At 63.0% G+C, this 19,567-nt stretch carries 20 protein-coding genes; 6 read left to right on the top strand and 14 right to left on the bottom strand.

Annotation, left to right across the window (positions count from 1 at the left end):
* Window positions 1-3: 3 nt before the first annotated feature.
* Entirely contained in the window at window positions 4-960 is a 957-nt protein-coding gene (locus NKI05_RS14645) for a Csu type fimbrial protein (protein WP_023712558.1), read from the top strand.
* Here NKI05_RS14645 and NKI05_RS14640 read toward each other — a convergent pair.
* From NKI05_RS14640 to NKI05_RS14610, 7 genes are all read right to left on the bottom strand, one after another.
* Window positions 954-1,940, bottom strand: coding sequence for a branched-chain amino acid ABC transporter permease (locus tag NKI05_RS14640; RefSeq protein WP_023712557.1), 987 nt, complete (start codon window positions 1,938-1,940; stop codon window positions 954-956). The genes NKI05_RS14645 and NKI05_RS14640 overlap by 7 nt on opposite strands.
* A gap of 1 nt (window position 1,941) precedes the next feature.
* Window positions 1,942-2,829, bottom strand: a complete 888-nt coding sequence (locus NKI05_RS14635) for a branched-chain amino acid ABC transporter permease (protein ID WP_023671423.1) — start codon at window positions 2,827-2,829, stop codon at window positions 1,942-1,944.
* A gap of 175 nt (window positions 2,830-3,004) precedes the next feature.
* A complete protein-coding gene (locus NKI05_RS14630; protein WP_023814818.1) occupies window positions 3,005-3,709 on the bottom strand; it encodes an ABC transporter ATP-binding protein in 705 nt (234 codons plus the stop codon).
* On the bottom strand, window positions 3,706-4,497 hold the full coding sequence (locus NKI05_RS14625) for an ABC transporter ATP-binding protein (protein WP_027049713.1): 792 nt from the start codon (window positions 4,495-4,497) through the stop codon (window positions 3,706-3,708). The genes NKI05_RS14630 and NKI05_RS14625 overlap by 4 nt, the downstream gene beginning before the upstream one ends.
* A gap of 14 nt (window positions 4,498-4,511) precedes the next feature.
* Window positions 4,512-5,720 (bottom strand): ABC transporter substrate-binding protein, encoded by a 1,209-nt coding sequence (locus NKI05_RS14620; RefSeq protein WP_023814820.1) that lies wholly within the window; start codon window positions 5,718-5,720, stop codon window positions 4,512-4,514.
* Between the two features lie 202 nt (window positions 5,721-5,922).
* The gene (locus tag NKI05_RS14615) at window positions 5,923-6,981 is read right to left on the bottom strand and encodes a GSU2403 family nucleotidyltransferase fold protein (protein WP_023689846.1); all 1,059 of its coding nucleotides are present in this window, start codon (window positions 6,979-6,981) and stop codon (window positions 5,923-5,925) included.
* A gap of 211 nt (window positions 6,982-7,192) precedes the next feature.
* Window positions 7,193-7,789, bottom strand: coding sequence for a YdeI/OmpD-associated family protein (locus tag NKI05_RS14610; RefSeq protein ID WP_023693762.1), 597 nt, complete (start codon window positions 7,787-7,789; stop codon window positions 7,193-7,195).
* 169 nt (window positions 7,790-7,958) lie between these two features.
* Between NKI05_RS14610 and NKI05_RS14605 the strand changes: the two genes are divergently transcribed.
* Window positions 7,959-8,573: a hypothetical protein gene (locus tag NKI05_RS14605; protein ID WP_023693763.1), complete on the top strand. Its 615-nt coding sequence runs from the start codon at window positions 7,959-7,961 to the stop codon at window positions 8,571-8,573.
* 190 nt (window positions 8,574-8,763) lie between these two features.
* Here NKI05_RS14605 and NKI05_RS14600 read toward each other — a convergent pair whose 3' ends face one another.
* Window positions 8,764-9,675, bottom strand: a complete 912-nt coding sequence (locus tag NKI05_RS14600) for a S1C family serine protease (RefSeq protein ID WP_023671416.1) — start codon at window positions 9,673-9,675, stop codon at window positions 8,764-8,766.
* A 429-nt stretch (window positions 9,676-10,104) separates the two neighbouring features.
* Here NKI05_RS14600 and yghU point away from each other — a divergent pair, with 429 nt between their 5' ends.
* Window positions 10,105-10,974 (top strand): glutathione-dependent disulfide-bond oxidoreductase, encoded by an 870-nt coding sequence (yghU, locus tag NKI05_RS14595; protein ID WP_023814821.1) that lies wholly within the window; start codon window positions 10,105-10,107, stop codon window positions 10,972-10,974.
* A 152-nt stretch (window positions 10,975-11,126) separates the two neighbouring features.
* Here the strand turns inward: yghU and NKI05_RS14590 are convergent, their stop codons facing one another.
* Window positions 11,127-12,323, bottom strand: coding sequence for an aminotransferase-like domain-containing protein (locus NKI05_RS14590; RefSeq protein ID WP_031205190.1), 1,197 nt, complete (start codon window positions 12,321-12,323; stop codon window positions 11,127-11,129).
* A gap of 268 nt (window positions 12,324-12,591) precedes the next feature.
* On the opposite strand from NKI05_RS14590, the gene NKI05_RS14585 reads away from it, so the two are divergent.
* Window positions 12,592-13,332, top strand: coding sequence for a sulfotransferase family protein (locus NKI05_RS14585; RefSeq protein WP_023693766.1), 741 nt, complete (start codon window positions 12,592-12,594; stop codon window positions 13,330-13,332).
* Between the two features lie 22 nt (window positions 13,333-13,354).
* Here the strand turns inward: NKI05_RS14585 and NKI05_RS14580 are convergent, their stop codons facing one another.
* From NKI05_RS14580 to NKI05_RS14565, 4 genes are all read right to left on the bottom strand, one after another.
* Entirely contained in the window at window positions 13,355-13,543 is a 189-nt protein-coding gene (locus tag NKI05_RS14580) for a hypothetical protein (RefSeq protein ID WP_023671412.1), read from the bottom strand.
* A 285-nt stretch (window positions 13,544-13,828) separates the two neighbouring features.
* Window positions 13,829-14,533 carry a Crp/Fnr family transcriptional regulator gene (locus NKI05_RS14575; protein ID WP_023749898.1) on the bottom strand — a complete coding sequence of 235 codons (705 nt, stop codon included), beginning with the start codon at window positions 14,531-14,533 and terminating at the stop codon, window positions 13,829-13,831.
* 173 nt (window positions 14,534-14,706) lie between these two features.
* Window positions 14,707-14,880 (bottom strand): hypothetical protein, encoded by a 174-nt coding sequence (locus NKI05_RS14570; RefSeq protein WP_023671410.1) that lies wholly within the window; start codon window positions 14,878-14,880, stop codon window positions 14,707-14,709.
* A gap of 140 nt (window positions 14,881-15,020) precedes the next feature.
* Window positions 15,021-15,176 carry a DUF1127 domain-containing protein gene (locus NKI05_RS14565; protein WP_023671409.1) on the bottom strand — a complete coding sequence of 52 codons (156 nt, stop codon included), beginning with the start codon at window positions 15,174-15,176 and terminating at the stop codon, window positions 15,021-15,023.
* Window positions 15,177-15,409: 233 nt separating this feature from the next.
* Here NKI05_RS14565 and NKI05_RS14560 point away from each other — a divergent pair, with 233 nt between their 5' ends.
* Both NKI05_RS14560 and NKI05_RS14555 read left to right on the top strand, forming a co-directional pair.
* Window positions 15,410-15,562, top strand: coding sequence for a hypothetical protein (locus NKI05_RS14560; RefSeq protein WP_023751899.1), 153 nt, complete (start codon window positions 15,410-15,412; stop codon window positions 15,560-15,562).
* Window positions 15,563-15,819: 257 nt separating this feature from the next.
* A complete protein-coding gene (locus NKI05_RS14555; protein WP_023814825.1) occupies window positions 15,820-16,713 on the top strand; it encodes an SLC5/6 family protein in 894 nt (297 codons plus the stop codon).
* 222 nt (window positions 16,714-16,935) lie between these two features.
* Here NKI05_RS14555 and NKI05_RS14550 read toward each other — a convergent pair whose 3' ends face one another.
* A complete protein-coding gene (locus NKI05_RS14550; RefSeq protein WP_023814826.1) occupies window positions 16,936-19,566 on the bottom strand; it encodes a GAP1-N1 domain-containing protein in 2,631 nt (876 codons plus the stop codon).
* Window position 19,567 lies beyond the last annotated feature (1 nt).

Below are 19,567 nucleotides of genomic sequence, written 5' to 3'. Positions count from 1 at the left end.
AAAATGCTGCGCGCCGTAATCATCGCCCTGCTGCTGGTGCTGCTCCCGTCGCTCGCCCGGGCGCAGAGCTGCAGTTACACCGTCACCAGTTTGAATTTCGGCCTCATCGACACGCTGTCGGGCACCGCGGCGACATCGACAGCCACCTTCACCGCGACTTGCAGCGGCAGTTTGCCATTGCTGCTGCCCGTCCTGGTCTGTCCGCATATTGCCGCCGGCACCGGCGGTGCAACCTCGGCGGCGGCCCGGCAGATGGCGAGCGGCGTCAACAGCCTCAACTATCAACTCTATTCGGACCCCGCAATGAGCGTTGTCTGGGGCACCTATAACTGGGCCTATGCCTCGCGCCCGCCACCGCTGCTGCTGAGCCCCAATCTCTTCGGCAACTCAATCGACACCCTGACGCTCTATGGCCGGGTTCCCGGCGGCCAGGCGACCGTTCCGCCGGGCACTTATCTGTCGACATTTTCGGGCGGGCAACTCGAGTTCCGCTCCCGGACAACCCTGTTGAGCAGCAGCTGCAACACCGGCGCGGGCAACTTGGGCACCAGTCCGACCTTCACCATCAACGCCACGGTCGCGGCAAACTGCCTGGTCGCCACCCAGAACATCGATTTCGGCTCCAAGGGCGTGCTCGACGCCAATGCCGATGCCACCGGCCAGGTTACGGTCACCTGCACCCCGTCGACCGCGTACACGGTTTCCCTCAATGGCGGCACGACAGGGGGCACACCGACCAATCGCAAGATGTCGAAGGGCGCCGAGAGGATCACCTACGGCCTCTACAAGGATCTGGCGCGCTCGCAGCCTTGGGGTGACGCCGGAACGCCGGGAAGCACGGTGGCCGGCACCGGAACCGGTACGGCCCAGGCGCTCACCGTCTATGGCCGCGTGCCGCCGCAGACGACGCCCTCGGCCGGCGTCTACACCGACACGGTGGTGGTGACCATCACCTATTGATCGCGGCCCGCCTCGCCGTTGGCCGGCGCCAGCCAGCGCGCGTAAATCTCGCCGACGATGCCGCGGCGAAAGACCAGCACGCAGATCATGAAGATCAGGCCGGTGGCGATGGTCACCGGGAAGCCTGAGGTGGCGAGCGTGTTTTCCAGGCCGACGACGAGGCCGGCGCCGACGACAGGACCGACCATGGTGCCGATGCCGCCGAGCAGCGTCATCAGGATCACCTCGCCCGACATCTGCCAGGTGACGTCGGTCAGCGTCGCGAACTGGAAGACGATCGCCTTGGTCGCGCCGGCAAGCCCGGCAAGGGCTGCCGACATGACGAAGGCGGCGAGCTTGTAGCGGCCGACCGAATAGCCCAGCGAGATGGCGCGGTTCTCGTTCTCGCGGATCGAACGCAGGATCATGCCGAACGGCGAGTTGACGATGCGCCAGACGGCGAAGACGCCGATGAGGAAGACGGCAAGCACGACGAAATACATGTTGAACGTGACGTTGAGATCGACGATGCCGAACAGATGCCCGCGCGGCACGCCCTGTATGCCGTCCTCGCCTTCGGTGAACGGCGCCTGGACGCAGAAGAAATAAAACATCTGCGCCAGCGCCAGCGTGATCATCGAGAAATAGATGCCTTGCCGGCGGATGGCGAGGAAGCCCATGACCAGGCCGAGCACGGCCGCTCCGGCGGTGCCGAGCAGGATGCCGGCCTCGGGCGGCCAGCCCCATGCCTTGACGGCGTAGGCGCAGAAATAGGCGGCGGCGCCGTAGAAGGTGGCGTGGCCGAACGACAACAGCCCGGTGTAGCCGAGCAGCAGGTTGAAGGCGCAGGCAAACAGCGCGAAGCACAGCATCTTCATCAGGAAGATCGGATAGACGAAGAAGGGCGCGGCTATCAGCGCCAGTATGGCCAATGCCAGCAATACCCGCTCCAGCCGCACGGAGGCGGCGGTGCGATGTTGGTGAAGGGTTGCCTCGCTCATCTCAGGCGTCCCTTCCGAACAGGCCGGCGGGGCGCAGGAGCAGCACGACCGCCATGATGACGAAGACGACGAGGTTCGACGCCTCGGGATAGAACACCTTGGTCAGGCCCTCGGCGAGGCCAAGCATATAGCCGGTGACGATGGCCCCGAGGATCGAACCCATGCCGCCGACCACGACGACGGCAAAGACGACGATGATGATATCGGAGCCCATCAGCGGACTGACCTGGTAGACGGGCGCGGCGAGAATACCGGCAAGGCCGGCGAGCGCCGCGCCGAGCCCATAGGTGAGCGTCAGCAGCAGCGGCACGTTGACGCCGAAGGCCTGCACCAGCTCGGGATTTTCGGTCGCGGCGCGCAGATAGGAGCCGAGCCTGGTCTTTTCGATCAGGAGCCAGGTGCCGATGCAGATAATGAGCGAGGCCACCACCACCCAGCCGCGATAGTTGGGCAGGAACATGAAGCCGAGATTGGTGCCGCCGGCAAGCTGCGCCGGAACGGCATAAGGGTTGCCCGACACGCCGTAGTAGAAACGGAACACGCCTTCGATGACCAGCGCCAGTCCGAAGGTGAACAGCAGCCCGTAGAGCGGATCCAGGCGGTAGAGCCGCGACAGCGCCACGCGCTCGACCGCCATGCCGAAGACGCCGACGATGAGCGGAACCAGGAGCAGCGCCGGCCAGTAGCCGATGCCGAGATGGACGAGCAGCAGGTAACCGATGAAGGCGCCGAGCATATAGAGTGCGCCATGGGCGAAATTGATGATCCGCAGCAGGCCGAAGATGACGGCCAGGCCGAGGCTCAGCATGGCGTAGAAGGAGCCGTTGATCAGCCCGACCAGCATCTGGCCGAGCAAGGCCTGGACGGGGATGCCGAAGATCATGGTCATGGCGTCACCGAGGGTGTTGCAAGCGGGATGCGTCTGTGCGGCACGTACCCCCACCCGGACCTTCGGTCCGACCTCCCCACAAGGGGGAGGTAGGGCGGTGGCCCTCCACCCTCCCCCTTGTGGGGAGGGTCGCTGCGCAGCAGCGGGGTGGGGGTACTGCCGTGGGCTGTCGTCATCATACCCCCAATACCTCGTGCAGCTGTTGCGTGTGAGCGGCAAGCTCGCTTACGGCAAAACCCTCCACCACCTTGCCGTGCTCCATCAGGTAGAAGCGGTCGGCCATGCGGGCGGCGAAGCGGAAATTCTGCTCGACGAGCAGGATGGTCATGCCGCGCTTTTTCAAGGTCGCCAGCAGTTCGCCGATGCGCTGGACGATGACCGGCGCCAGGCCCTCGGTCGGCTCGTCGAGCAGCAGCATCTGCACGCCCGTCCGCAGGATGCGGGCGATGGCCAGCATCTGCTGTTCGCCGCCGGAGAGTTTGGTGCCGGGGCTGTTGCGGCGCTCCTTGAGGTTGGGAAAGAGATCGAAGATTTCCTCGACGCTCATGCCGCCCTTGGCCACCACCGGCGGCAGGATCAGGTTTTCGTCGACGGTGAGCGTGGCGAAGATGCCGCGTTCCTCCGGCACGAAGCCGATGCCGCGATGGGCAACACGATGCAGCGGCAGGCGCATCAGGCCGCTGCCGTCGAAGGCGACGCTGCCGCTGCGCTTGCGGACCAGCCCCATAATGGCGCGCAGCGTTGTGGTCTTGCCGACACCGTTGCGGCCGAGCAGCGTCACGGTCTCACCGCGAAAAACGTCGAGGTTGACGCCATGCAGCGCATGGCCCTCGCCATACCAGGCGTGGAGATCGCGCACGGCAAGCAGCGGCTCACTCATGCTCGGTTCCCCTGCTCGGTCCCCATGTAGGCGACCCTGACGCGCTCATCGTTGCTCACCGTTGCGTAGTCGCCGGCGGCGAGCACCTGGCCGCGCTGCATGACGGTGATCCAGTCGCAAAGGTCGGCGACGACGGTGAGATTGTGCTCGACCATCAGCACGGCGCGGTCCGTTGCCAGCGAGCGGATGATGCCGGAAATGAGGCCGACATCCTCGTGACCCATGCCGGCCATCGGCTCGTCGAGCAGCAGCACTTTCGGGTCGAGCGCCAGCGTGGTGGCGATCTCGAGCACGCGCTTTCGGCCATAGGAGAGATCGCCGGCCGGACGATGCGCGACATCGTCGAGACCGACGACGGCAAGCAGTTCGCGCGCCCGTGGAGTCAGTTGGTCAAGCGCGGCCAGCGAGCGCCAGAACTGGAAGCCGAGCCCGCTCGGCCGCTGCAAGGCGACGCGGACATTGTCGAGCACGCTCAGATGCGGAAAGATCGCCGATATCTGGAACGAGCGGACGAGACCCATGCGCGCCACCCTGGCCGGCGCGGTGCGGGTGATGTCGTTGCCCAACAGTTCGATCCTGCCGCTGCTCGGCTGCAGGAACTTGGTCAAGAGGTTGAAGATTGTCGTCTTGCCGGCGCCGTTCGGCCCGATCAGCGCATGGATCTGGCCGTGATGGACGTCGAGGTCGACATTGTTGACGGCGACGAAACCGGCAAAGTCGCGCCGCAGGCCGCGGGCGGAGAGCACCACCCGCGGCTTGATTTCGGCACCGTCCGGCTGGACGGCCACGGCTTGCGCCAGTGTCACTTGGTGACGAGCGGGCAGCCGCTGTCTTCAGCCTTGATGAAGGCCTTGTCGCCCGGAATGGTCGCAAGGTAGGTGTAGTAATCCCAGTCCTTCTTCGACTCCTCGGGCTTCTTGACCTGGTAGAGATACATGTCGTGCACCATCGAGCCGTCGGCCTGTACCTTGCCGTTGGCGTTGATGATGTCGTCGACGGGCATTTCATGGAGTTGCTTGGCGACCGCCTCGGTCTCGTCGGTGCCGGCCTTGTCGATGGCCTTGAGATATTGCAGCACCGCCGAATAGGTGCCGGCCTGGATCATGTTGGGCATGCGGTTGGTGCGCTTGAAGAAGCGCCCGGCGAAGTCGCGGCTCTTGTCGTCGCGGTCCCAGTAAAACCCTTCGGTGAGCACCACGCCCTGCGCCGCCTGCAGTCCGAGGCCGTGCACCTCGGCAAGCGTGAACAGAAGTGCTGCCAGCCGCTGGCCGCCGGCGACGATGCCGAACTCGGCCGCCTGCTTGATGGTATTGGAGGTGTCGAGGCCGGCATTGGCAAGGCCGATAACCTTGGCGCCGGAGGACTGCGCCTGCAGCAGGAAGGAGGAATAATCCGTCGATCCCAAGGGGTAACGCACCTCGCCCAGCACTTTGCCGCCGCTTGCCTCAACAACCTTTGTGGTCTGCTCCTTCAGCGAATAGCCGAAGGCATAGTCGACGGTGATGAAATACCAGCTGTCGCCGCCCTGCTGCACCAGCGCGCCGCCGGTGCCGACCGCCTGCGAGTGGGTATCGTAAGCCCAGTGGAAACCGTAGGGCGAGCATTGCTTGCCGGTCAGGTCGGCCGATGCCGCTCCGGTAACGATGTCGATCTTCTTCTTTTCCTTGGACAACCCCTGGACGGCGAGCGCCACCGAGGATGTCGTCAGTTCCATGATCGCGTCGACCTGCTCGGTGTCGTACCACTGGCGCGCAATGTTGGAGGCAATGTCGGGCTTGTTCTGGTGATCGGCGTTGACGATCTCGATTGGCGCGCCCTGCACCTTGCCGCCAAAATCCTCGACCGCCATCCTGGCGGCCTCGACCGACCATTTGCCGCCGAAATCGGCATAGACGCCCGACTGGTCGTTGAGGATGCCGATCTTGACCTTGCCGTCGGAAATTTCGCCGGCCGCCGCCGGCATCGCAGTCGCCGCAAGCAGCGCGGCTGAGACGAGATAGGATGCTTTCACAGGTGGTTCCTCCCTTGTGGCCGACGCTGGAAAACGCGGCGGCCTTGCAATGGTTCAACAGCTCCGTCCGGTACTCGCTGAAATCCGGGCCAGCGCCCGCCACTTCTCCTCTTGGCAACCCCTCCGCCCTGGGTGCGCCGGGAACCGTAGCATCACATTTCGCAAGGGGAGAATGCTATTTTCGTAGCATGGCGTGTGGGCGCTACCAGTCCGGCTCAATTGGAAGGTCTTCGGAAAAGCCGCTCGGGCCAGGAAGGGACAGCGTTGCGGCCGCGGCGTCTCGCAATGCCGCCGGAGGCCTTTTGAGATGTTCGCTGTCCAGCGGAAGGGCAAGATAGGCGGTGGCAATGCGTGCAGCCGCTTCCGCCTGTTCACGATCTCTCATTGCCTTGACCGCAGACCGATCAGGCAGCGTGGCCAGCCAAGCCTTGTGCAGAGCGAACATTCGAGGGTCGACCGTCGGCATGCTTACGGGATAGCCACGCTCATCGATCGCCACAGCCTCCACCTTCGGGGCGTTGATGAGCCATTGCAGCCCCTCCATGGGTGCGCTGTCGAGATCGTCGGCATGCTGTGTAATCGAGGTAGTGGCGTTGTCCTTGAGGACATGTCTTGCCTGCGGACGGATCAGGTCGACCAGATAGCCATCACGGTTCGCTGCCCTGAAGGCCCGGGGCTGGAGCGGCTTGAAGGACCTGTCCACTTTACGCAACACGCCTATCAGGCCGGACTGGCTTACCCTCTCGCCGGTCACGAAGCTGATGCGACGTCGCGAATCGAAGAGCAGGTCGATGTCGCCGGTTGCCGTGAGACCGCTGGTGATCTGGACGCCCGCCAGAGCCTCGTAAGCGAACAGCGCATTCGTGCCGACAACCAGCAACTGCTTGCCCAGCAGGTCTGTTTCGGCGCACCGCCGCAATATCCGTGCGGCGATGGCCGGTACCCTGCCCAACCCCATTGCCACATTGACTTTCGCCAGGCCGTTCAGGCGATCGGCCAGACCTGCCAGCAGATCCTTGTTCTGCACCCTGCCCTCGGAAAACGCAGCGAACGCCTTCTCCGTCTGGCTGCTTTTCGGCCCGAGTGAATTCTCGACCTGCCGGACCTTCCGCAGCAGGTATTCAGCACCGCTGCGCTCAACCCAGCGCATGCTGCCTGCAAAGCGCCTTTGGCGCTGGTCATCAGCACGCTGCCAGGCCTCGTAGACCTGTTGCGTATCTATGAGTTGGCGCCGCTGCTCGCCGGTCAACTCTCTCAGCATCGTTTTCCACTCTTAAGCCAGGATCAAGTTAACATAGTGGAAAACTCTTAATTAACAATACGTTGCTATGCTTTTTCCACTATCGCAGCTATCACCCACACGCCGAGTGGAAAATACCGTAAAAACAATAGGTTATGTCCGAGAAAGGGAGGCCAGAACCTCACACGCGGGTTTTTAGCTGCGCGCACCATGGCAGCCGCTTGCCGTCGCCTCACCGCTTCTGCGGATAGATCGTCTCGCCGCGCTTCAGCATCTCGACAAAAGCCTCGATCTTCTTCCTGCGCCCCGCCTCCGTCTTCATGTTGTGCGTTCGAAACGCCAGCGCGAACCGGTTCTGGGCGGAAAGCTTTGCCAGCATCTCCTTCGCCTTCGGCTCGGCGTCGATGGCGGCCTGCAGATCGTCAGGGATCTTCATGTCCTTGCCTGAGGCATAGGCGCGGTCCCAGCGGCCGTCGGCCTTGGCCGCCTCGACCTGTTTCAGCCCGTGTTCGGTCATGCGGCCCTCCTCGACCAGGCGGGCGACATTGTCGATGTTGATCTTGCTCCAGATGCTCTTCTTGCCGCGCGGCGTGTAGCGCTGCAGAAAGCTCTTGTCGTCGAGCGGCTTGCGTATGGCGTCGATCCAGCCGAAGCACAGCGCCACGTCGATGGCCTGCTTCGGCGTGATCGAGGCGAGGCCCGAGCCGACCTTGTGGACCTTGATCCAGACCTCGCTCTCGCCGGCATGATTTTCGCGCAGCCAGGCGTAAAAACTGTCGGGATCGGGGAATTCATGAACCTTGTCGGGATCGACCTTGAACGGCGCCATCATCACCTCGTTGTTGCCGGGCCGGCTGTATCGGCTGTCGATGCCAGTTTCCGTCAGCGGCGTCGATACCCCCTAGCCTATTGCGAGCCGGCTTGCGCCGCAGCCGACGCCCGTGGCAGTTTCCTGCTGGTCAGCCGGGCAAGGCAGACTGCAATTCGGGGGAAATGCCATGCGAGCGATGTTACTCGGCCTCATCCTTCTGCTGCCGACCTCGGCACTGGCCGAACCGATCGAAACCCAGAAAATCATCACCGCGCTGACCGGCGACTTCAATGGCGACGGCGCCGCCGATCTGGCGATGATCGTCGAGACCGAGCCCGAAGACGATACCATGGACATGCATTTCTTCCTGAGGGACAAAAAGTACAATTTTCTGAAACCCGCCGGCGTCGTGCATGAGCAGGTCTACGGCGAATGGAACGACTACGACCAGCCGCATTATGAGGGCTCCGGCATCGAACCGGAGTTGACCTTGCTGCCCAACGGCTCGATCAAGATCTATCTGCCGGGGCTGATCGGCCCCGGCGAGCGGACCGACATGACGCTGACCATCGCCTGGCGCAACGAGGCCTTCGTCGTCGCCGGCGTTGCCTATGACCATTACAAATACCAGTCCGTTGTCGTCTACAGCAGCTGCGACTACGACGTGCTGACCGGCAAGGGCAAAAGTATGCAGACGCAGGATGATGACAGCAAGGTGAACAGTATCGTGTCTGTCGAAGGCCAGGTCGTGCCCTTCGCGGAGTGGGACACGGGGACGCCTTTTAGGGTGTGCGGGGATTGAGGGGGCAGCCAATCTCCCCCCTTGTGGGGGAGATGGCCGGCAGGGGGGCCGCTGTCCCGCCAACGCACCGGCCAGTGTCAGCCACGTTTATCCCGCGATTCTTGTCAGAAAATAGATCGAGAGGTCGCGATCCTTCGTGTCCCCCCCTCTGCCCTGCCGGGCATCTCCCCCACTTGGGGGGAGATTGGCTTCACTGCAGATGCGGTTTCTTCAAAAAGCTGTTTCGGTCGGCGGATTTCACTCGCAGCCAAGTCTCACGACCGTCACGCACGACCCTGAGAGGAATCTCCGAACCCGCCGGATTCTGCCATAGCTTGCGGTAGAAATCGGCGAGACCGTCGACCTCGCCATCGCGCACGTCGGAGATGATGTCGCCCTGGCGCAGACCGGCCTTGGCGGCGGGGCCGCCTTCGGCGACGCTCATCACCACGACCGCACCGTTCGACTCGGCCGAGAAGGCGCCGAGCCATGGGCGCGGCGGCTTCGCCACCTGGCCGCGCGTCAGGAGATCGTCGAGGATCGGGGTCAGAAGGTTGATCGGCACGACCATGTTGATGTCGGCGACCTCGCCGTTGCGGCTCATCTGCAAAAGCAGCGAACCGATGCCGAGCAGGCTGCCATCCTGGCCGATGAGCGCCGCGCCGCCCCAGGACGGATGCGCCGGGGCAATGAAGATCGCCTCGTCGAGCAGATATTCCCAATAGCCGGCGAATTCCTGCTTGGTGACGATGTGTGCCTTGACCGAGCGGCCGGTGCCGTCGGCAAACACCACGGGGTCGCCGATCTTCGCCTTCGAGGCGTCACCCAGCGCCACCGCCGGCAGGCCGAGCGGCGCCAGCGCCTGCACCAGGCCGAAGCCTGTCTCCTGGTCATAGGCCAGCGCATGCGCCGGCACGACGCGGCCGTCCTGGTCGGTCAGCCAGACCTCCTCGGCCTCGGTGATGAGATAGCCGATGGTGAGCACCAGCCCGTCGCCGCGGATGACGACGCCGCTGCCTTCCCGGCGCGTGCCCAGGGCATTGGCCGTGAAGGCATCGTCGGGAACCATGGCGCGCACGCCAACGACGGAGCGCAAGAGCGGGGAAACGGGATCGATCGGCATGCTTTCATCCTGGCAGATATGCGTGGGCAGTATCCTCTATAGGTATGCCGCGCTGCACAGGGCGCAAGGGCTTAGGCAACAAGGCAATCATTTCAGAGGCTGGCGCTGCTCCTCGTCCGCCTGCCGGCACCTTCTCCCCGTATAGCGACGGGGAGAAGGGAGATGGCCGCAACATCGGCGCTCTTGGCAACGCTGGCAATTGGGGAAATCAGTAGGCGACAGCGTCCTTCTCCCCGTCACTATACGGGGAGAAGTGCCCGGCAGGGCGATGAGGGGCGGCGCCGACATCGATAATAGTTCAACACAAGTTGAACCTTTCTGAATTGCACCTATGTGTTCCCGTATCTAGGTTCCGCCGACTTTTCCGCCATCAGTCTCGCGCCGTCGCGCAAGTCGTTTTCGCCCCGCCAAACCCAAGGAATTTCCCGCATGACCGAATACACCCCGCCGAAAGTCTGGAGCTGGAAGAAAGCCAATGGCGGCACGTTCGCCAGCATCAACCGGCCTATTGCCGGTCCGACGCATGACAAGGTGCTGCCGGTCGGCAAGCATCCGCTGCAGCTCTATTCGCTGGCGACGCCGAATGGGGTCAAAGTGACTGTCATGCTGGAGGAGCTTCTGGCGCTCGGCCACAAGGGCGCCGAATACGACGCCTGGCTGATCCGCATCAACGATGGCGACCAGTTCGGCTCGGGGTTTGTCGAGGTCAACCCCAACTCCAAGATCCCGGCGCTGCTCGACCGCAGCGGCAAGACGCCTGTCCGCGTCTTCGAGTCCGGTTCGATCCTGCTTTATCTCGCGGAAAAGTTCGGCGAGTTCCTGCCGACCGAACAGCCGGCGCGCGCGGAAACCTTGTCCTGGCTGTTCTGGCAGATGGGTTCGGCGCCCTATCTCGGCGGCGGCTTCGGCCATTTCTACGCCTATGCGCCCGAAAAAATCGAATACGCCATCGACCGCTTCGCCATGGAGACCAAGCGCCAGCTCGACGTGCTCGACCGGCGGCTGGCGGAGACTGAATATCTCGGCGGCGCCGGCTATTCGATCGCCGACATGGCGGTATGGCCCTGGTATGGCGGCCTTGCGCTCGGCCGCATGTACAATGATTCCGCCGAATTCCTGTCGGTGCAGGACTACGAGCACGTACAACGCTGGGCCAAGGCGATCGACGCCCGCCCGACCGTGCAACGCGGCCGCATGGTCAACCGCGCCTTCGGCGACCCGGCCATGCAACTGCACGAGCGCCACGACGCCAGCGATTTCGAGACGAAGACGCAGGATAAATACGTGGTGGCGGAGTGAGCTAATCTCCCCCCTTGAGGGGGAGATGGCCGGCAGGCCAGAGGGGGTCGGCTCGACTGGGCGCGACCTCCTGCGACTGATGAAGGTTAGCGCTCCACGCGCGGCGACCCCCTCTGTCGCCTTCGGCGACATCTCCCCCCCGAGGGGGGAGATTAGCCCATCAATTTCGCCAGCCTCGGCACGCCTTCACCCACGGCGCGTTCATCTGCGAGCGTAAAGCTCATCCGCATCGTGTTGCGTCCCGAACCGTCGGCGTAGAATGCGTTGCCCGGCACGAAGGCCACGCGGGCTTCCTTGACCGAGCGGGCGAGCAGTGCCGTGGCGTCCGCACCTTCAGGCAGCGTCAGCCAAACGAACATGCCGCCTTCCGGCCGGCTCCAGCTGACGCCATCCGGCATTTCCGCTTCGAGTGCCGCAAGCAAGCCGTCGCGGCGCTGGCGGTAGGCGCCGATCAGCTTTTCCACCTGGCCGTCATACACGGCCTCGGAGACGCGGTGCATGACCAGCTGGTTGATCGACGGGCTGTGCAGGTCCGACGCCTGCTTCATCAGCACCAGCCGCTCGACGACACGGCGCGGCGCGCAGACCCAGCCGACGCGCATGCCCGGCGACAGGATTTTGGAGAACGAGCCGCAATAGAGCGTGCGGGCGTTTTCGATGCCGCCTGAGCGTTCGCAGTCGAGCGCCAGCATCGGCGGCTGGCCCTCGCCGTCATAGCGCAGCGCGCGATAGGCGGCGTCCTCGATGACGGCAATGTCGAGCTCGCCGGCGAGGTCAAGCACCGCCTCGCGCTGCTGGCGATTCAGCGTCTCGCCGGTCGGGTTGGCGAAATCGGGCACGAGATAGGCGAATTTCACTTTGCCGCCTGCAGCGGCAGCCGCCGCCTGGTAGGCGGCGGGCGTCATGTTGCCGCCATCCGGCGTCAGCCGGTCGTAGCGCGGCTCATAGGCGTTGAAGGCCTGGAGCGCGCCGAGATAGGTCGGCCACGTCACGAGCGCTGTGTCGCCGGGCGACAGGAACAGCTTGCCCAGATAATCCAGCGCCTGCTGCGAGCCGGAGGTGATGAAGATGTTGTGCTCGTCGCAGCCGATGCCAAGCTTGCCCATCTGGCCGGCCAGCCATTTTCTGAGCGGCAGATAGCCTTCGGAGACCTGATACTGAAGTGCTGCGCTCGCCTCCGCGCCGCCCAGCACCGAGGCGTAAGCATCGGCGATCGCCTGCGCCGGAAACAAAGCCGGATCGGGGATGCCGCCGGCAAAGGAGATGATGTCGGGCTGGTCGAGCAGTTTGAGCAGCTCGCGGATTTCCGACGCCTTCATGCGCGAGGCGCGCGACGCCAACAGGTCCATCAAACTCACGAGCCCACCTCCCGGGATACGGCATCTGGTCCAGCATGACCGTTCCGGCCCATGCGATTAGGTCAATCTGACTGACCTATTATCAGGCTCCCTCACCCGCTGGAATAGCCAGACCCTCATTCCGCGTGGCCCAGACGAAAAAGCAAACACATTTCTGCCCTGGACAGGGAAAATTGTTGCGCGCCGAGGGGCGCGGATGCAACCTCATTCCGAGCGGACCGACATAAAAAGAAAAGCGGTCTCAACAAGGGGGGTTAAAATGACGCTTGAGCTCATCGGGGCCGGATTCGGCCGCACCGGCACATGGTCGACCTTTGCCGCGCTGAACAGGCTGGGCCTTCCCAGCTACCATATGCAGGAAGTCATCCTCAACAAGGCCAACAAGGGCCATCTCGACTTCTGGCGCAAGGTGGCCAACAGCCCGCCCGGCAGCCAGCACGACTGGACCAGAGTCTTTGCCAATTACAAGGCGACGGTCGACAATCCGGGATGCTGCGTGTGGCGCGAATTGATGGCCGCCTATCCCGACGCCAAGGTGCTGCTCACCCTGCATCCGCGCGGCGCCGAGGCCTGGTACGACAGCACCATCGACACCATCCACTTCACCGAGACATTGTGGCAGTTCAAGGTGCTGGAATGGCTGACGCCGTTCGGCCGCAAATTCGGCGACATGTCGCACAGACTGATCTGGGGCCGCACGCTTGCCGGCGTGATGGACGACCGCGCCAAGGCGGTGGCGCGCTACAACGCCTACACCGAGGAGGTGATAGCGGCCGTGCCGCCGGAGAAGCTTCTGGTGTTCAAGGTCAGCGATGGCTGGGCGCCGCTCTGCGGCTTCCTCGGCGTGGCGCTGCCCAACGAGCCCTTCCCCAACCTCAACGACCGCGAAAGCGTGAAGAAGATCATCCGCGACATCATCAAGGGCAGCTACATCATGCTGGGGCTGTCGGTGGCGGCGGTGCTTGCGGCGATCGCGGCGCTGTGGTGGTGGCTGGGGTAGCCGCCGGACCGTCAGGATATTGCTACTTGCGCGTGATCCAGCCGAGCAGATCCGGCTCGACGTCTTCGTGGTCGGTCAGGTCGCGAACCAGGGAAGCGGCGAGCGCGCGCCAGCGCTTTTCCGGGACATTGTCTTCCATCACCGATTTGATGAAGGCGGCGCGCAGGATGGCGCAATCGAAGGCGGATACATCGAAAAGCAGTTCTGCCATTTCGGTTTTCCCCGTTCACATCGGGCGCGCGAGCCTGTCGAAGCCTCAGGCGCCAGCGCCCCATATACATGGTCGACGACAGCAGATTCATACTCTTGCCGAACCAAGGTTCAACACAATTCGATTGTACGGTTTTTACCAAGCCATTGCGGTTCGTTGCCCGCTTTTGCGCCGATGATAGATTTGCCGGGCGGCCTCTCCCCAGATGGCCGCAAATGGCCGGCGCGGCTCTGGCAACATGCTTTCACCGGCATTCGCGTCGGCCATTTCCAGCCCGTGCCAGGCTCAGCCCAGCAGGCGTTCGTATTCGGCCTCGGCCTGGCCGTAGAAGCCGTCGGCAACGGCGATCAGGCCATCCCGGTCGCGAATGACGATCTCGCCGCGCCTGGACCGGATCAGGCCGCGCCCTTCCAGGATCTGCAGGCCGATGGTGACGCCTGGACGCCTGACGCCGAGCATGACGGACAGGAACTCATGCGTGATCTGGATCTGATGGCCGACCACCCTGTCGTCACACATCAGGAGCCATCGGGCCAGCCGATCCTCGAGCTTGGCGCGGGCATTGCTCAGCGCCGTGGATTTGGTCTGGCCGTGCAGATAATGGGCATAGCGCAGCAGGAAGGCGCGAAGCGTCGGGCTTTTCTGCAGCGCTGCCTTGAACGGCTCGGAACCGATGCACACCGCCTCGCCCGGCATCTGCATGTAGCAGTCATGGGGCGCCCAGTCGGCGCCCATCACCAAAGCGGAGCCCGACATGCCTTCGTGGCCGATGATGCCGACCTCGGTGTCCAGGCCTGGCCGGTTCCTCGCCACCACCGAGGCCAGGCCGCTTTCCAGGAAGCAGACCGAGGCGACCGGCTCGCCCGCCATTTCGAGCGGAGCTTTGAGATCGAGCACACGATGGTGCAAATGCGGCGCAAGCAGTGCGAAGTCGGCCGGGTTCATGCGGCGCAAGAGGCCGCTTTTCTCCTTGCTGACCGACTGGTCCATCGCTCTCTCCCGTCAAGGGCAAGAGCACATGTCATCTCCCAGCCGTCGGCGCCCTGCCCAAATGCAAACGGTCATTGGACGATAGCTGACTCGGATTCAGCCATTGTACTTCGTACAAAACCGACAAATCAGGGGCGACGCCCCATGGATCAATCCAGCAGCTTTTTCCTGGATCAGCGCTTCGGGCGGTCAGCCGCAACCATGCGCGCTTCGCGCACGATGGACGAGCGATCGTTGCCGATCAGCGATGCGATCTCTTGTATCTGCTGCTCGGAGGCCCCGGTTTCCCGCGCCAAGGCCGCGAGCGTCTCGGCGCTCAGACCGGACTGTCTCGGTTGCTCCGCCATGGCTCCAATGCCTCCTGTCGGGGCAGGAGTGCGATGGTCGCTCCCAAGCGTCAGCGCCCATTGATGTGGCCGACGATGCTGCACTGTACGCTTCCGAACAATCGATGGCGAGCGATATATTAGCGACGCTGGATGCGGCCCTAGAACGGCAGCCTTATCTCATCGATCGACCTCGACTCCGTCCAGCCAATGTCCTTCTGGATCTCCGTGGGCAGCGCATTCAGTGCGCGCACGGTCTTCCTGTGCTTGCTGGCGCGCGCCAGGGCAGCGCGAATTCTGCTGAGACTTTCAAACATCGGTTACCTCCATGCAGCAGCAGAGCGCTGCCTTAGGCCCGCTCTTGCGCCACCTCTGTAACCGATCGATTGCGCGGCAACGGTGAAGCGCTTCACAAACCGATGTCGCCCACGAAACATTTGTATACAAATCAATTCAGGGAACGGGAGAGTCGCTAAGGAGGCCGCGCCAGACTGCCCGCGTCCAAAGGGCCGACATCCGCGTCGAGCTTGCGGGACGCTGGACCAAGGGCATGACGGTCTGCAATTTCGAGAAAATGGGCGCGATGCACCATTTCGGCGGTACGGCGAGCGAGCAGACCGACTTCCGCCATAGCGTGGCGATGAAGCTCGACCATGCGAAGCTCTGTGATCTGATCGTCGATGCGCTGGGCCGGTTCGTGTAGGCCAAGGGGTGACTCCCTCTTCCCGGGCAATCGCATGGGATTGCGCCAGCCCCTTATGCGATTGCGCTGCCCTCCTCCGCACCATTGCCCGCATCCTCGTCCGCCAGCCTCGGCTATGGACGAATCCCATCATGCGCAATAAGGATGGGGTCTGCCGTGGCGCTTTCGCGCCGGAGCAGGCGACGTTCGATCAATGACGCTGCGCCGGGCGCCTTTGACGCCGCCCCGCAAAAGTGTCGACACCGGGGGATCTGGTCATGACCGACAACAAGCCGACCGTAGACGGTACCAAGGACTGGCAGGCAACGCAGGGCCAGAAGTCCGGCGCCACGCGGCTGCGCCTGTTCGCCGTGCTTTCGTGGGTCATCGCCATTGGCGGCGAGATCGCCGGGATCGTACTGCTCTACAAGCACAAGTTCGACCAGGGCAACCTGCCGCTGCTGATCGGCATCCTGGTCGGCATCGCGATCTTCGCCATCGCCGGCAGCCTGCTCTGGAAGGCGGCCAACCGGAAGGACCCGGCCCGCGAATCCGACACGTTCCGGTTCTTCGTCCAGAACCAGCTCGGCGCGATCATCACCCTGATTGCCTTCCTGCCGCTGGTTATCTTGATCCTCAACGACAAGAACATGGACCCGAAGAGCAAGAAGGTGGCCGGCGGCATCGGCGCCGTGCTGGCCGTGCTGGCGACGCTGATCGGGGTCAGCTACCAGCCGCCATCGGTCGAGCAGTACACGCAGGACATGAACACCTGCGCGGAACAGATCAAGGCGGGGCAGCCGACCACGGCCTGTTCGCCCGAAGTCGCCGCCCAGGCGCAGGCGATCGCCACCGACTCCACCACGGTGGCCGCGGCGACGAAGGACGCGGCGCACCCCAATGGCCAGGATATCGTCTACTGGATCGCGCCGGAAAACGGCGCCGCCAAGTCCGACACCGAGCATGTCTTCCACCTCTGCGCAGCGGTCAGCCCGCTGAAGGACAAGACCGTCAACAGCGGCTCGGTAACGCAAGCCTACGCCCAGAACGCCATCCGCATCACGAAGCAGATCGAGATGGAACAGAAGCAGTGCGGGTTCACGACAGCGGCGGCACCCGCAGCAGCGGCCCCTGCACCAGCGCCGGCGCCCGCGCCAGCGCCGGCACAATAATCCGACGGCGCGCTGGCGGGCGGCCAAAGCCCGCCAAAGGCTCCTCAGCGGAGCAACGAGCCGCGGCGTGATCGGCTGGCTATGTCAGCGTCGAGAAAGCGCGAATGCTGTTTGCGCGAAGCGGCCATCACCTGCGCGCTGCGCGGGAATGAACCAGCGCGCGGCCCGGCGGGGCAGCCGACCACAGCCTGTTCGCCCGAAGTCGCCCAGGCGCAGGCGATTCTAATCGCGCCAGTCGTATTTGGCGGACCAATCGGATTGAATGTCCCTAATTGTGCGTTTGACTTCATTTCGGCAAGTGCTGGGTAACATTTCCACGTCTGCGGCAACGCGCGCGATATAGGCTTCGCCACGATAGGATTTAGCAGCACGCCGCAGGATCTTGCCGACGTCCGAAGCGCGGCAAGCAGTCAGAGCAAGATCGCTGGGTCGCCACGCGTCAGACGACAGGAACGTGTCGACTAGCTCGCGACGCGCCGCCTTGCAGCGATCCCAGTCGATGAATGGCACGAACTTGAAGAAATCCGGAACGTCGTCCTCTTTGGCCAACTCGCGATACACCAACGGAAAGGTTGCGGCGACGATCGCTGAGACAGGAGACCTCCCGGACCGGAAGAGCGTGGGCAACAACCGGCCTGCGCCGCGCAGAAGGCCTGTCAAATTAACTGATTGCGCATCCCAGAGAAGTGCAGCACAGGCAGTCGATGCGACATCATTGAGATCAAGCGACGATCGGGCGGCTAGCGCCTCAGCGAACTCCCCTATCGCTGCGAGGATGCGCTGCCTTGCCTGCTTAGTCGAGGTATCAAATGCCACGAGATTCCGGTTGATTAGTGAAGCGGACATCGACCTGCCCAACCCCGTCCGGATCGCCCAGCCGCCATCCAGCGATGATCCGATAATCTCGAACAGCGTAGAGATGGCGGTCAGTTCGTCGCCCCCGAAATGTGCCCGTAGGCAATCACCCAGCAGTTTGGTCGCAAGCTCTGTCCTTTGCGGTTCGGGACTAACTGGTAACAATTGAAATACAATCGGGGCACGAAGCGTTAGCGGAAGGTTGCCCTCGTTCACGGCACGAAGCAGGAGATCCGCCACTCCCGCAAAGCGTTCGATCAGCCACGTTGCCATCGAAGCATTCTCGAGCAGATTCTGAAACTCCTGAGCGTCTGCTTTTCGGACGACGTCGTACAGCAACTCGTTTGCAGTGCTCGTGCCTAGATTCGGTTGTTGCAAGAGCCACCAAACATCGTCGGCGACCGGCGAGAGCGTCATTCGTAAGAACTGATCGCGCCCCGGTGACGGCGCGACAGTAAGGAGCGTGGCTCGCAAGTCCTCAATTGCCGACAATTGTCGTGCTCTTTCAATGAGCAGTAGCAGTAAGCTCGTCGGCTGAAAATGGATGGTCTGGCTTAGACGCTTGACTTCGGTAAGCACGCCGGCGACGCCTAGAGAGGCGAAGAGAGGACGCGCCACAGCAACGTGCCTGTCGTCGACGAGTGCGGGCATAATCTCGTCCCGTAGCGCATCGAATGAAGGTGGTCCTAAGTCAACGATTGTCTGCGCCAATCGCTCGACCAGCTTAGGGTTGGCCAGTGTGGCCCGAGCCAACTGCGGGTTTGCCACAATTAGCCGTGTGAAGGTTTGCGACTGAGCTTCTACAAGTGCCCTCTCAGCCGCGTCTCCAAAATGTGCGGAGAGGCCATCGGCGATGGCCGGCACCATCGCTTCGATAGCGTCATCACCACCTGCATGATCAAGGAGAGCAATCGCGCCGGCTGGAGACCGGGCGGCGAGAACACCTGCAGCAATGCTTACCGAAGGCAATGCCGGCGTTAGCGGGGTCCCAGAGATCTTGCGAACCATAGCTCCGAGAAACTCCCATGCCTCCGGCGCAGGTAGTGTTTCAACTGCGCGAAGCGCAGCATTGGCAAGCGCCGGCTGCAGGTCCTGCAACACGGTGGAACGATGATGCATCTTGGAATTGGCAATATCGAGCAGGCCGAGAGCTGCGGACGGCGATTGCTCAAGCTTAGCCAGCAGTTCGTCCCAAAGCAGCGCGATCCGGAGGGCCGCGGGAGTTCCGCTCTCGTCCTCACTGATCAGGCGAATCTCACGATCATCTAACAACCAAGGTACAGAAGATTGGAACACTCTTTCGACGACCTCGCTCGTCCACCGATGTCGTGCCGCCTTGCCGGCGCGCGCATCTATGCGCCTGCCGGGCCAATCGGCGAAACGGGCGCGCGCATCCTTGGGGGCAAAAACGAGATCAAAATTCCGACCTTCAATCTTGCGCGGCGACAGCGCGAAAGTGGACAACGCGAAGCGGCGGCGCAACGCTGGCCAGAGCGCAGTCAACAATCGGACCGCGATAAGATCCGGCGATGGCACGTCGAACATGGCTACAGGCTTTGGATCTTCCAGAAACAATGCCTCGATCAACTCGCTAGCACGAAATTCAGGAGCCTGCGGCATCAGAGTCGCAGCTGTATTGATCAACCTTGGAGGAGGCGCACTGGTAGGAAGGGTCTCCGGATCAAGAATGTCCAAAAATGACTGAACCCCGCGTGCATCCTGCCAACCATCGGTCGGGATGATTAGGCTCAGCGTCCTTACACAGCCAGCGCGCGGAACTGTGAGATCCTGCCAGGTTCGCGCGAGCACGTAAAATCGACTGGAAGGCAGCGGATAAGCGCTCAGATAAGGTTCGAAGAATTCCCCAGGGCGTAGTGGGCCACTAATGTCAGACAAACGATCGATGACCGACTGATCAGTCTTAGACAGCTGCGCTGATGAATCGAGGAGTTGATGCCCCTGTCGGTAGCCATGAAGCTGTGTGTCCACGGTGATCACT

Origin of the sequence: Mesorhizobium sp. M0771, from assembly GCF_040320155.1 — a bacterium.
Classification (GTDB): Bacteria; Pseudomonadota; Alphaproteobacteria; order Rhizobiales; family Rhizobiaceae; genus Mesorhizobium.
Note: the sequence above shows the minus strand (reverse complement) of the source record. Positions and strands in the feature narration are given on the sequence as shown.